Origin of the sequence: Paenibacillus sp. FSL M8-0228 (assembly GCF_038007385.1) — a bacterium.
Lineage (GTDB): Bacteria > Bacillota > Bacilli > Paenibacillales > Paenibacillaceae > Paenibacillus > Paenibacillus polymyxa_D.
On sequence record NZ_JBBOXA010000001.1, the window covers coordinates 2717826 to 2731498 of the forward strand.

At 47.2% G+C, this 13673-nt stretch carries 7 protein-coding genes and 2 rRNA genes; 7 read left to right on the forward strand and 2 right to left on the reverse strand.

Annotated features, from left to right (window positions below):
• Positions 1-75 precede the first annotated feature (75 nt).
• The 4 genes from MKY98_RS12365 (at position 76) to MKY98_RS12380 (ending at position 5395) form a co-directional block, all read left to right on the forward strand.
• Positions 76-3002 (forward strand): 23S ribosomal RNA (locus MKY98_RS12365).
• A gap of 151 nt (positions 3003-3153) precedes the next feature.
• Positions 3154-3270 (forward strand): 5S ribosomal RNA (gene rrf, locus MKY98_RS12370).
• A gap of 278 nt (positions 3271-3548) precedes the next feature.
• Positions 3549-4400, forward strand: a complete 852-nt coding sequence (locus MKY98_RS12375; RefSeq protein ID WP_069011302.1) for an alpha/beta fold hydrolase — start codon at positions 3549-3551, stop codon at positions 4398-4400.
• Between the two features lie 272 nt (positions 4401-4672).
• The gene (locus MKY98_RS12380) at positions 4673-5395 is read left to right on the forward strand and encodes a YjjG family noncanonical pyrimidine nucleotidase (RefSeq protein ID WP_069011304.1); all 723 of its coding nucleotides are present in this window, start codon (positions 4673-4675) and stop codon (positions 5393-5395) included.
• 297 nt (positions 5396-5692) lie between these two features.
• Here MKY98_RS12380 and MKY98_RS12385 read toward each other — a convergent pair whose 3' ends face one another.
• Together MKY98_RS12385 and MKY98_RS12390 are read right to left on the reverse strand one after the other, a co-directional pair.
• Entirely contained in the window at positions 5693-7969 is a 2277-nt protein-coding gene (locus tag MKY98_RS12385) for an alpha-galactosidase (RefSeq protein WP_069011305.1), read from the reverse strand.
• 84 nt (positions 7970-8053) lie between these two features.
• Complete coding sequence (locus MKY98_RS12390; RefSeq protein ID WP_069011307.1) at positions 8054-9040, reverse strand: LacI family DNA-binding transcriptional regulator; 987 nt, start codon at positions 9038-9040, stop codon at positions 8054-8056.
• Between the two features lie 177 nt (positions 9041-9217).
• On the opposite strand from MKY98_RS12390, the gene MKY98_RS12395 reads away from it, so the two are divergent.
• From MKY98_RS12395 to MKY98_RS12405, 3 genes are all read left to right on the forward strand, one after another.
• The gene (locus MKY98_RS12395; RefSeq protein WP_069011308.1) at positions 9218-11026 is read left to right on the forward strand and encodes a cache domain-containing sensor histidine kinase; all 1809 of its coding nucleotides are present in this window, start codon (positions 9218-9220) and stop codon (positions 11024-11026) included.
• On the forward strand, positions 11019-12125 hold the full coding sequence (locus tag MKY98_RS12400) for a response regulator transcription factor (protein WP_029518497.1): 1107 nt from the start codon (positions 11019-11021) through the stop codon (positions 12123-12125). The genes MKY98_RS12395 and MKY98_RS12400 overlap by 8 nt, the downstream gene beginning before the upstream one ends.
• Before the next feature lie 199 nt (positions 12126-12324).
• Positions 12325-13626, forward strand: coding sequence for an ABC transporter substrate-binding protein (locus MKY98_RS12405; protein ID WP_069011309.1), 1302 nt, complete (start codon positions 12325-12327; stop codon positions 13624-13626).
• The last annotated feature ends 47 nt before the right edge of the window (positions 13627-13673 follow it).

The following is a 13673-nucleotide window of genomic DNA, read 5'->3' on the forward strand; positions in this document are numbered from 1 at the left end:
GCTGCCTTGAATTTCATTCACACGTAAGTGTTGAACCGAAATTCAAAGCAAATCGTATTTACGATGTAAATACTAGGTTAAGCTACAAAGAGCACACGGAGGATGCCTAGGCGCCAGGAGCCGACGAAGGACGTGGCGAACAACGATAAGGCCTCGGGGAGCTGTAAGCAAGCTTTGATCCGGGGATGTCCGAATGGGGAAACCCGGCTGTCTTCATCGACAGTCACTTTCTGCTGAATACATAGGCAGAATAGAGGCAGACCAGGGGAACTGAAACATCTAAGTACCCTGAGGAAGAGAAAACAATAGTGATTCCGTCAGTAGCGGCGAGCGAACGCGGATTAGCCCAAACCAAGGAGCTTGCTCCTTGGGGTTGTGGGACGTCTCACATGGAGTTACAAAGGAACCGGTTAGATGAAGAGGTCTGGAAAGGCCCGCCAGAGAAGGTAAAAGCCCTGTAGTTCAAAACTTGTTCTCTCCGAGACGGATCCCGAGTAGTGCGGGGCACGTGAAACCCCGTATGAATCCGGCAGGACCATCTGCCAAGGCTAAATACTCCCTGGCGACCGATAGTGAAGCAGTACCGTGAGGGAAAGGTGAAAAGCACCCCGGAAGGGGAGTGAAATAGATCCTGAAACCGTGTGCTTACAAGAAGTCAGAGCCCGATCTATGGGTGATGGCGTGCCTTTTGTAGAATGAACCGGCGAGTTACGTTCCCGTGCAAGGTTAAGGTGAAGAGCTGAAGCCGCAGCGAAAGCGAGTCTGAATAGGGCGAATGAGTACGTGGACGTAGACCCGAAACCGGGTGATCTACCCCTGTCCAGGGTGAAGGTGCGGTAACACGCACTGGAGGCCCGAACCCACGCATGTTGAAAAATGCGGGGATGAGGTGGGGGTAGCGGAGAAATTCCAATCGAACCCGGAGATAGCTGGTTCTCCCCGAAATAGCTTTAGGGCTAGCCTCGGAAAGAAGAATCGTGGAGGTAGAGCACTGATTGGGTGCGGGGCCCGCAAGGGTTACCAAGCTCAGTCAAACTCCGAATGCCATAGATTTAGTTCCGGGAGTCAGACAGTGAGTGCTAAGATCCATTGTCGAAAGGGAAACAGCCCAGACCATCAGCTAAGGTCCCCAAGTGTGTGTTAAGTGGGAAAGGATGTGGAGTTGCACAGACAACCAGGATGTTGGCTTAGAAGCAGCCACCATTGAAAGAGTGCGTAATAGCTCACTGGTCGAGTGACTCTGCGCCGAAAATGTAACGGGGCTAAACACACCACCGAAGCTATGGCTTGATGCTTGCATCAGGGGTAGGGGAGCGTTGAATGCGGGTTGAAGGTGTACCGTAAGGAGCGCTGGACTGCATTCAAGTGAGAATGCCGGTATGAGTAACGAAAAGATCTGTGAGAATCAGATCCGCCGAAAGCCTAAGGGTTCCTGAGGAAGGTTCGTCCGCTCAGGGTAAGTCGGGACCTAAGGCGAGGCCGATAGGCGTAGTCGAAGGACAACAGGTCGAAATTCCTGTACCACCGTAATCCGTTATGAGCGATGGGGTGACGCAGTAGGGTAGTGACGCGGACGGATGGATGTCCGTCTAAGCAGTGAGGCTGGTGTGTAGGCAAATCCGCACATCGTAAGGCTGGGCTGTGATGGGGAGCGAAAATTATAGTAGCGAAGGTCATGATCTCAGACTGCCAAGAAAAGCCTCTAGCCAGGAGAAGGTGCCCGTACCGCAAACCGACACAGGTAGGCGAGAAGAGAATTCTAAGGCGCGCGGAAGAACTCTCGTTAAGGAACTCGGCAAAATGACCCCGTAACTTCGGGAGAAGGGGTGCCTCGGTAGGGTGAATAGCCCGAGGGGGCCGCAGTGAAAAGGCCCAAGCGACTGTTTAGCAAAAACACAGGTCTGTGCGAAGCCGCAAGGCGAAGTATACGGGCTGACGCCTGCCCGGTGCTGGAAGGTTAAGGGGAGTGGTAAGCTCGCAAGAGCGAAGCTATGAACCGAAGCCCCAGTAAACGGCGGCCGTAACTATAACGGTCCTAAGGTAGCGAAATTCCTTGTCAGGTAAATTCTGACCCGCACGAATGGCGTAACGACTTGGGCGCTGTCTCAACGAGAGATCCGGTGAAATTTTAATACCTGTGAAGATGCAGGTTACCCGCGACAAGACGGAAAGACCCCATGGAGCTTTACTGCAGCTTGATATTGAATTTGGGTACGATCTGTACAGGATAGGTGGGAGCCGTCGAACTTTGAGCGCCAGCTTGAAGGGAGGCATCCTTGGGATACCACCCTGATCGTATCTAGGTTCTAACTTGGTACCGTAATCCGGTGCGAGGACAGTGTCAGGTGGGCAGTTTGACTGGGGCGGTCGCCTCCTAAAGAGTAACGGAGGCGCCCCAAGGTTCCCTCAGAATGGTTGGAAATCATTCGAAGAGTGCAAAGGCAGAAGGGAGCTTGACTGCGAGACCTACAAGTCGAGCAGGGACGAAAGTCGGGCTTAGTGATCCGGTGGTACCGCATGGAAGGGCCATCGCTCAACGGATAAAAGCTACCCTGGGGATAACAGGCTTATCTCCCCCAAGAGTCCACATCGACGGGGAGGTTTGGCACCTCGATGTCGGCTCATCGCATCCTGGGGCTGAAGTAGGTCCCAAGGGTTGGGCTGTTCGCCCATTAAAGCGGTACGCGAGCTGGGTTCAGAACGTCGTGAGACAGTTCGGTCCCTATCTGTCGTGGGCGTAGGAAATTTGAGAGGAGCTGTCCTTAGTACGAGAGGACCGGGATGGACGTACCGCTGGTGTACCAGTTGTTCCGCCAGGAGCACCGCTGGGTAGCTATGTACGGAAGGGATAAGCGCTGAAAGCATCTAAGCGTGAAGCCCCCCTCAAGATGAGATTTCCCAGTATGTAAGACCCCTTGAAGACGACGAGGTAGATAGGTTGGGGGTGGAAGTGCAGTAATGCATGGAGCTGACCAATACTAATCGGTCGAGGGCTTATCCTAAAGATAAAGCGCAATGAGTTTCGGATCCAGTTTTCAGGGTGTAACCTTGAACGTATGTACAAGAGACATACGACAAGCGCATGGCTATTCATTCACACGATAAGTGATGAAGCGAATAGCCGTACGATAGAATTTGCACAGCAAATTCATGTTTGGTGGCGATAGCGGAGGGGTTCCACACGTACCCATCCCGAACACGACCGTTAAGCCCTCCAGCGCCGATGGTACTTGGACCGCAGGGTCCTGGGAGAGTAGGACGTCGCCAAGCACGATAAAAGTATGACCTCTATATAAAAAACCGCGATAATCGCGGTTTTTTTGTTTCCAAAAAGATGTGTTTGTCAAAAATCCTGTATGAATGCCATAAGTCAAGACAAGTAAGACAAAAGTAAACCCGTTTTGTTTTTGAAAAAAACATGTTAAACTTTTCTCATAAAAATAAATGTACTTTCTGAGGTGAGTTGAAGTGTTGGAACGTTCTATGGAGAATACAAGGGAATTACACAAAGGAAAGGGAGTGATTTGAAAAAGAGAAGGTGATTATAAATGAGCACTTATCAAACAGTTTTTAGTGATGGATTTGAGCTGAAATATGCTATAAGAGGTAACGGAAGGCCGATATTGGTGATCGGCAGTAGTGTATATTATCCTCGTTTATTTTCAGACCATTTATATAAAAAGTTTCAGTTTATTTTTCTGGATCATCGAGGGTTTGCAAAACCGACTCGAGCTTTAAAACCAGAAGACTATACTTTGGATAAAGTTATTAATGATATAGAAACAGCAAGACAATGCCTTCATCTAAATGAATTTATCATATTAGGACATTCCGGGCATGCCTTTATGGCTTTGGAATATGCTAAACAATACCCGGATTATGTTCAAAAAGTGGTGCTATTAAATTCAGCACCTACGAACAGCCAAGAAAGACAGCGGCAAAGCTCTTCATTCTTTTATGAAACGGCCAGCCCAGAAAGAAAGGAACGTTTTGAAAAGGACATTGTTTTATTAGAGGAAGATATCAAAAGAGACCCAGATAGAAGATTTGTTCACATGTGTATACGAATGGGAGCCCAAACCTTTTATGATTATGCTTACGATGCGGCTTATATGTGGAAGGATGTATATACGAATATGCCTATCATTGATTATTTATGGGGAGAAGCTTTCGGTAACATGAATTTAATACAATCCTTGGCGGATATCCACAAACCTGTATATATTGGTTTGGGAAGGTATGATTTTTTGGTTGCGCCAGTTTCTTTATGGGATAGGGTCGATGACACCTACGAGAACGTGAAAAAAGTGATTTTTGAATATAGTGGGCATAACCCAATGTTTGAAGAACCTCATTGTTTTGATCAAACATTAGCTAAATGGATTAATGAAGATCACTAGGATTTTTGCTAAATCATCTCTTAGATGCTCAGAAGCCCGTAAAATGAGAATCACCTTCATTTTACGGGCATTCTTATTGAGCGTTATTTACCTTTTGCACCGGTGACAAAATACTATGACTTTGTTATTAGTGACTTGACGGTTTAACTAGGTTCTGTATAATAACCGAAAGGTAATAATGTATTGTTAGTTTTTCGTTGTGCTACTATCAGAAACAATCTAAGACTCATGGAACTGAACAATAGTCGTAAAGCAATGATATGGAGGTCGTTATGAAATACGAAATTATTATATTTGATGTCGATGACACGCTGTTTGATTTTAAAAAGGCAGAGAGTTATGCGCTACATAATACGTTTACCCAATTTGGCTTGCCACAAGGGGCCACGGAGTATAAAGCTAGTTATGATGAAATCAACAGCGTATTGTGGCGAGAGGCAGAGGAAGGACTTATTACCTCAGCGCAACTGCGTGTGGAGCGGTTTAAGCGATTATTTACTTTTCATGATCTAGATTTTAATCCAGATGCTTTTAGTGCTGCATATTTACGTTATTTGGGTGAAGGTGCTTTTTTAATGGACGGAGCGGTTGAATTATGTGATATGCTGTCTGATTGTCGCTTGGCGATCATTACGAATGGAATCAAAGAGGTGCAAACCTCCAGAATTCAGCTTTCACCGCTGCGTGATGTATTTGAACAGATAATTATTTCAGAGGAAGTGGGTTGCCAAAAGCCACAAGCTGGTATTTTCGATTACGCATTTACTAAGCTAGACATTTCAGATAAGAGTAAGGTTCTCATGGTTGGTGATTCTTTGACCTCCGATATTCAAGGAGGCAACAAATACGGAATGGATACCTGTTGGTTCAACCCTGCTGGGAAAACAAACGCGTCTGGCATTCAACCTACTTATGAAATAAAAAGCCTGATGGAGTTATCGAATCGTGTGCTTTCAAAGCGTCCCATCCTGAATCGTACATCGGCGGAAATCTAGATGAATGAGAAATTGGAAATCAGGATGAATAATGTCGAAATCAGAAGACGGAAGTTAAAGACACCGAAAAGTTGAATGAATTGTTTAGAGTTGTGATTACAGACACGTTCACTTAAGAAGGCATTGGTCATATGCTGGAAGATATAGAGGACGAAATTGAGACTAAGCGAGCGTATTTGGTAAGTGACATGGAGAGTCACGGTTAGCAACACGGGCACCAAAGTGATTAAACAAGGCAGGCCGGAAAATCGGTCTGCCTTGTTTTGATTTTTTTATCGTCACTGGCCAGATTCACAATTAGCAGGAAATAGCTTTAAGGCGGAAAGTAGAGCTGGTGAAGTCTCCAGAGAGATCCGAGACAACAAGCCCAATTTTCATTAGGCGGTCGCCTCCAAAAATTTCGCCATCAAATGCTACGCGGAAGGGGGAACCGCCATCTTCCACTAAGGTATTACCCGTATGGACTGCAGTGCTGCCTGTCGCCCCGTGTTCGATTATATACTTTTTATCTGGGTCAAGTCCTTTTAGAGTTAGTCGCCGGATGGGCCCATTTGGTTCAGCAAGTACGCGGAAGTAAGCGACAAACGCTTCGGATTGGTCCTCGCTAACAAACATCCAGGCCGTGTCGCCTCGGCCTTCAAACGGACTAAGCAGTCGATACATATCTCCCTGCTGTACAAGGGAACGGATTTCTTTATACTGGGCAATTTGTTTGGCAGCGAGTTCTTTTTCTTCATTCGTAAATGCAGTAAGGTCGAGTTCGTAGCCAAAATTCCCGCTCATTGCCACGTCGCCGCGTATGGCGAGGGAGGTGTTTCGTCCCACCTGGTGGTTCGGCACGTTCGATACATGTGCGCCCATGGTACTGGCCGGGTACACGATGCTTGTTCCATACTGGATAGCCAATCTTTCAATGGCATCGGTATCATCACTGGTCCATGTCTGCGGCATATAGTAGAGCATTCCGGGATCAAATCGCCCACCGCCTCCAGAACAGCTTTCGAACAAGATGTCCGGGAACTGGGAGGTCAGACGTTCCAACAGATCGTAAAGTCCGAGCATATAACGGTGCGCAGTTTCCTTTTGTCGTTCGCTAGGGGCTGTAGCCGAAGCAATCTCCGTCATGTTACGGTTCATGTCCCACTTGACATAAGTGATTGGAGCGATCGAAAATACGGAGCTAAGCGTCTCGTACAAGTAGTCGCATACTTCCTTGCGGGAGAGATCGAGCACCAGTTGGGATCGGCCTTCCGTCCGCCGCCGACCTTCCGCATGCAGGCACCAGTCGGGATGGTTGCGGTACAGTTCACTATCAGGTGATACCATTTCCGGCTCAACCCACAAACCAAACTGTAATCCTTGTTCATTAACCCGTTTGGCCAGGTCAGTAAGACCGCCGGGCAACTTGTGGCGGTCTTCGAACCAGTCCCCAAGCGAACTGTTGTCGTTGTCTCGCTTACCAAACCAACCGTCATCAAGAACAAACAGCTCAATTCCAAGAGGCCCCGCTTCTTTGGCAATCGCCTCGATTTTATCGGCGTCGAAGTCGAAATATGTGGCTTCCCAATTGTTCACGAGAATCGGACGTTCTTTGTCACGGTAAGCCCCTCGGCACAGACGTGTGCGATAGAGTCGGTGATAGGTGCGCGACATGCCCCCAAGACCTTCTTCGGAAAAGACCAATACGGCTTCAGGAGTCTGGAATGACTGACCCGGCTCAAGCCGCCAGGAGAAGTCAAAGGGATTGATTCCGATACTTACACGAGTCTGATTGAACTGCTCTACTTCTGCCTGTGCGACGAAGTTGCTGCTGTAGATTAGACTGAAACCGTACACATCCCCACGATCTTCAGTCACATCAGGCCGAAGCAGTGCCAGAAAGGGATTCATTTGGTGACTGCTGGAGCCCCGTCTACTCTCGAGCCGAATGGAGCCAGGTCCGAGGTCGCGGCGTTGGATATGTCTTTCCCGAACCCAGGCTCCAGGTAAGTAGAGGGCTTGGTAGTTGGAATCGGCGAAGTCGACAGAGGCGCTCATGGCGTGTTCAATATTCATGGTAGCGCTTCCCTTTTGTTCAAAAAGAGTAGATCTAGCAATGGCACTGTGGTCCGCAAATACAGTATAGAGCAGTGTAGTCTTAAGCCCCGAGTATTGATCCTCAAGGATCAGATAGAGGGTTGTGGCTTCATCATCCGATTCGGCATAGACGGAAGGAAGTCCCTCGAGCTTGGGTTTACCTGGTTCAATACGGTAACCACTATATTTTAGCTCAGTAGTTCGAGTACCGTCCGCAAGTGCAACCTGGTAAGCCGGTTGACGAAAGTCGCTTGTTCCATACTGGGGGTATTCCTGAGGAAGCGTGTCCAAAGAAATTATACGACTGGAAGAAACGGGAGTGGGAGAGAAGGAGCAACGCTCCCTAAGTTCCAATATACTTGCGAGACTTTGGTCATGATGAAGTTGGGCTCCCCAATAGACATGTGCGGGATATCCTTCTACAAGCTGGATAATATAGCTGCAATCCTTGGACTGCAAATGAAACAAACCAAGTGCTTCGTTAACATGAATGTTCATGATATTCACTCCTCAGGGGTTATCATATTGATTGTTTTACGAAAGGATATTAATCAATGACAATAAGACTCTCAAGTACTAATGTTAGCCTTTTTTGCATGAGCTTTCCCGAATGACAAGCTTAGTCCCGATCACGCTATACGCAGGCGGTTCACGCCCCTCAAACCGTTCAGAGAGCAGTTGCACGGCAGCCTTTCCCATCTGTTCGGGATATGCACGGATAGTGGTTAGCGGAGGCTGCACGAAGGCTGCCATCTCAATGTCGTCGAAGCCAACAACAGCCATATCCTCTGGTACTTTGACTCCAAGTCCATGAAGGGCGCGGAGGGCACCAATAGCGAGCGGATCGCTTGCGACGAAGCAGGCTGTCGGTCGTTCCTGTTGGGCTAGGAGTTCGTTCATCATGAGATAACCATCCGCGGTACTCCAGGAACCTATACGGACGAATTGAGGATTGTACAACCCTTGTTCCCGCATGAATCGTTCAAAATAATGCGTCCTTCGCTCACCGTCGCTCTTACCGCCGATAAATCCGATTTGTCGGTGGCCAAGCTCAAGTAGATGTCCGAGTGCCTGATCAACAGCTTGCCTGAAATGAAGTCGTACAGAATCATACTCTAGCTGTTCATGGTACTGGTCGACAAGGACAATGGTGTTCTTGTCAGGATGAAGCTTGAATACCTCTTCAGGATCAACGCCGCCCACAACAATCAGACCGTCCGCCTTCTGCAGGGTGCCGATGGATGAGCGGCCTCGCAAGGTCTGGCCCAACGTCAGGCCAAGCTCTTCACAGCGCAGTTCGATTCCACGGCGGATCGAAGCGTAATACGGATCGTCTCTTTCCTCCTCAATAGAACACCATAGCAGGAGGGAGACCGTTTTCCCGGCCCGTTCCGTATTCTGCTTTAATTGCCTCAGCCGGCTAGGCTTATACCCGAGTTGCTCGGCAACCCCAAAAATTCTGTTTTTGGTGTCTGAGCTTACGGACAGTGACAGATCGTTATTTAAAACCCTTGAAACGGTTGCGGCAGACACACCCGCTTCGCGGGCGATGTCTTTAATAGTTGCCAAAAGAGCTCACACCTTTTTAGTTAATAATTTTACTAAAAATCGACTTTATCCTAACACATCTCTAAAGTACTTTCAAGATGGACGGTTGAATTTTTTAAACTTTATTTTTGATCTACTACTGTAGAGATTGTTTGTGTTAACATGATGAATATTCTCTTGATGACGGAGGGGTTCTAGTTGAATATTCTGTCACTAGCTCGTAAGTGGTTTGGTCGACTTCGCTTTAAGAGCAAGGTTATAACGGTATTTCTTCCGCTAATTATTATTTCTCTGCTTATTCTTGGACTGTTGTCCAACCAACTTTTCAGCCGTTCTTTGATAGATCAAACCACCAGCAATGTGGTCGATGAGTCTCAGCTTATCTTGTCTAGGACCGATTACATTTTCAGGAGTGTGGAAACGGCGGCCAATATTATGGTCACAAATATTAACCGGATGTACGATTCAAACGGCGCCAAACCTGATACTGCCATGGAGCCTATCCAATTTGGAAACTTGATGCAGAGCCGACTATCCATTGATTTGTCAATCTTTCGTGAGGTGGATGCCGCTGTCTTCATTGATAACGAAGGGAAGATTTTCGCCTCTTATACCGAAAGCGGGGATGATCGCAAGATCTATAGCATGCTTAAGCGGGTAAGGGAATCTGAAAGTTATGGACAGGCCCTCTGGTTTGATATGGAGAAGAGGGATTTCCTAACTCCAGATCCGAGCTCTCCCGTTTTGACACTGGGGAAGACGGTCATTAATATAGACACCGGCGAACCCTATGGAACGCTTTTTCTGTTAGTGAAGGAAGAAGGTTTGTCCGATTACTTTCGTTCCAGCGATCCAGATGCACCCAAATCTTATTATTTTTTAGATAACGAAATGCGCGTGGCTGTGGCAGAAGACAATGAGATGCTGATGAATCCGGTGAATCCACAGCTGGGTGAGGCCATCCAACGTTGTGCCCCTAATGCATCCCATGGAACGTGCTCATTCGAGTATGAGGGCAACCTGATAACGGTCACTGATTATAACCGAATGGAATGGAAGTTGGTCAATATTGTTTCTCTTAGCCTGCTTACAGCTGATGTCCGGCAAAATGTTAGATTGTCGCTATTAATCGGTGTGTTATGCCTTGTTTTTTCCTGGCTGGGTGCTAGCTTTCTGTCCAGAATGGTCGTTAGTCCTCTCGAACAATTGACTAAGGCCATGCGAAAAGTAGTAACTGGTGATTTGCAACCTGTTGCAACAGTCCGTACTGAAGATGAAATCGGTACCATTGCAGAGGCGTTTAACTTTATGGTAAGACGGGTTCGGGAGCTGCTGGATGAGGTAAGGCAGGAACAGAACCGTAAGCGTGAATATGAGCTTGCACTGATAAGCGCCCAAATTAAACCGCATTTTCTGTACAACACTTTAGATACCATTTATGCACTCAATGGATTAGATCGTAATGAGGAGGCTAGAGATACTACAAAAGCGCTGGCAGATTTTTATCGAATGGTGCTGAACAAGGGACGGGAACTAATCACTTTAGAAAAGGAAGCTCAGATTACTGATGATTACCTGACGATTCTGCAAATCCGTTATCCCGATGTGTTTCGCTATGAAGTGGATATTCCTCCCGAGTTTGAAGGTACACCGATCCCGAAGCTCTCGCTTCAGCCGCTTGTCGAGAATTCGATTTACCATGGCCTTAAGAAGAAAGGAACAAAAGGTTTTATCCGCATTTTTGCCTTTAGACAGGGCGATAAGGTGGTCGTTAGAGTGGAGGACAACGGCGTGGGGATGAACGAAATACAGGTTCAGACCATTATGTCCAGACATTTGCCGGAAGAAGGAATACGATCAATCGGCACCTACAGCGTTCAGCAGCGGCTGAGCCTGTATTTTGGCGAGGAGTATGGGATATCCGTGCAAAGTGTGCTCACGAAGGGAACAACTGTTGACCTGTCGCTGCCGATGCTGCCAAAGGGGAGTGAACACCAAAATGTATAAAGTGATGATTGTCGATGATGAACCGCTGTTCCGAGACTTTCTGCGTATGAAGATAGATTGGGAAATTCATGGTTTTCGGGTTTGCTGCGAAGCAAGGAACGGACAGGAAGCACTTCAGGAAGCCGAGCGGCATCAGCCACATCTCGCCCTCGTAGATATCAATATGCCCTTCATTGACGGAATTGAATTAGCCAAGAGATTGAAAGTCAAGTTCGAACGCATCGTTATTGTATTCATATCTGGACATAACGAATTTGAATACCTACAGAAGGCGGTTCGAACCGGAGTACAGGATTATTTGTTGAAGCCGTTCAATGCAGAAGAAATGCTCTCGATGTTGGAACGCATTAAGCCGAAGCTACCGGTGCTTCCACAGGAGAGCGAAAGTGCAGAGTTAAGGGGACAGGGCGGCGAAGTGTTGCATAGCAGAGCAGGTATGCCTGATTTGGGCCATCTACGCGATGCGGTTGTGCTTGACCTCCGAATGAAAGACAGTGAAACGCTAGAGGAGGTCCGTAAGGCAATCCGTCAGCTTAGTAAATATAAATGGGGAGACGAATACGCAGATGCGATGCTTATGGGAATCGTATCTTTAGCCCTTTCCTTTGCCAGTGAACGAGGCATTCCTTATGACCGGCTATGGGAAAATGGAGGAGACAATTCTCCTTACGAACGGCTGCGAGAGTTAGATTCCTGGGAGGCTGCTGAAGGTTGGATGCTCGCTCTATACCGCAAGCTGATCCAACTGATGGAGAATATGCGTCCTACGAAGGCTTCCAATTTATTTGTGGCGGCGATCAACTATATTGAGGAACATTATGCAGACTCAGAGCTGTCTGCTGAGCAGGTTTCGTGCGGAGTATTCGTCGATCCCAGCTACCTGCGCCGCGTATTTCGCAAGGAGTCTGGCTTTTCCATAGTGGATCATATTACACACATCCGAATGAAGAAGGCTAAGGAGCTTTTGCTGAAAGGAAATCGGAAGCTGTCAGAAATCGCTGAAAGTGTAGGATACAGTGACCCCAATTATTTTGGCAAATGCTTCAAGAAACGCTTTGGCATGACACCCACTGAATATGAGCAACTCAAAAAAAGGTAGCGCCTGTCCTGCGAGGCAGGACAACTTCGATTTAAGCCTGGCGGTTTTCCTATATACGGAGAACCGCTGCTCTATTTGTCCCGTTTTTTACTGGTTATGCCCGTTTTATTCCTTAATCAAGAATAGAAGCGGCAGTATACTGTAGTCATGCAAATGAAAGCGCAAACATAAAACACACTGCATGAGGGGGATTAAGCAAATGAAAAAAACTTACAAAAGTTGGAGTGCAGCTTTGCTAGTGCTCACTATGTCGATTGGATTGATTGCTTGTGGGGAAGATAACTCGACCTCTTCCAAGAGCGAGGCAGGGGACGGTACGATCAAATTAAAGGTGTATGCACAACATTTTGATGACGATACCATAAAGCCGTTCGATTATGCGGTGGAAGAGCTTAAAAAGAAGATGCCAAACGTAGAAATTGAACTGGATCCTGCCGTACAGGACGGAGGACAGAAGCTTAAAACTTATGCGGCAACGGGCAATATGCCGGATGTCTATTTAGCGGATTGGGCTGTCCTGCAAACTTTCGCAAAATCGAAAAATGTTGAGGTGCTGGACAACTATGACACAACGGCCGAATTCAAGAAGAATCTTAATCCGGGTGTTGAATCGCGTTTGGTAGCTCCAGACAATCATGTATATGCTTATCCCGAAACCGGCATTGAATTCCAAATGATCTATTACAACAAGTCAATTTTCGAGAAGGTAGGAATTAAAACACCGCTTAAGACGATTGACCAGATGACCGATGCAGCGAAAAAGTTGAAAGCTGCTGGTTACGTACCTATGTCAATCTTTGCCAAAGAAAAATGGATTACGACCGCTTTCTATAATGGGCTGGTTACAAGGGAGCAGCCGCGTGGATTTGGAGCACTTGATGAGAAGGGTGTAAAAGCATTGCCGGAAGCATTCGTAACAGCGGCACAGCAGATGAAGCAACTGCAAGCAGCCGGATTATTCGATGCAAACGCGACGAACACCAATTATGATCAGGCTTCGTCCCTGTTTTATCAGGGCAAAGCTGCCATGTTCGTGAATGGACAATGGGAAATTTACAGCTCACAGGAAAAGCTGGGCGACCAGGTCGACTGGATGTACTGGCCTGCAAAGGATGAAGCAACCTACGAGAAATCCAAATATTTCATTGACGGCTCAGGTTCTCCGCAGGGCTACGCAGTATCATCAAGTAGCAAAAATAAGGAAACAGCCGTAAAGGTAGCGGCGTTCCTTGCCACAAAGTCAGCCGAATACAGATACACTCAACTTGGAAGCCCAATTGTTTCGCAGAAAGTGGATAAGCCAATCGCCTCCAATGTTCCAGCAATGATGCAGCGAGTTGTCAAAGAGTTGCTGCCAAATGCGCAGGAATATGCTCAACTTCTGAGTAGTACAAAAATTCAGAACACTATTAATGACAATACTCAGAATTTGATGGTAGACAACTTTTCTGAAAACGATTTTGTGAACAATCTGAATAGCACATTGGATAAAGAAAACTGAGAATTCAGGAACTCGGCTGCCCTTGGCGGCATAAGTCGCTAGGGGAT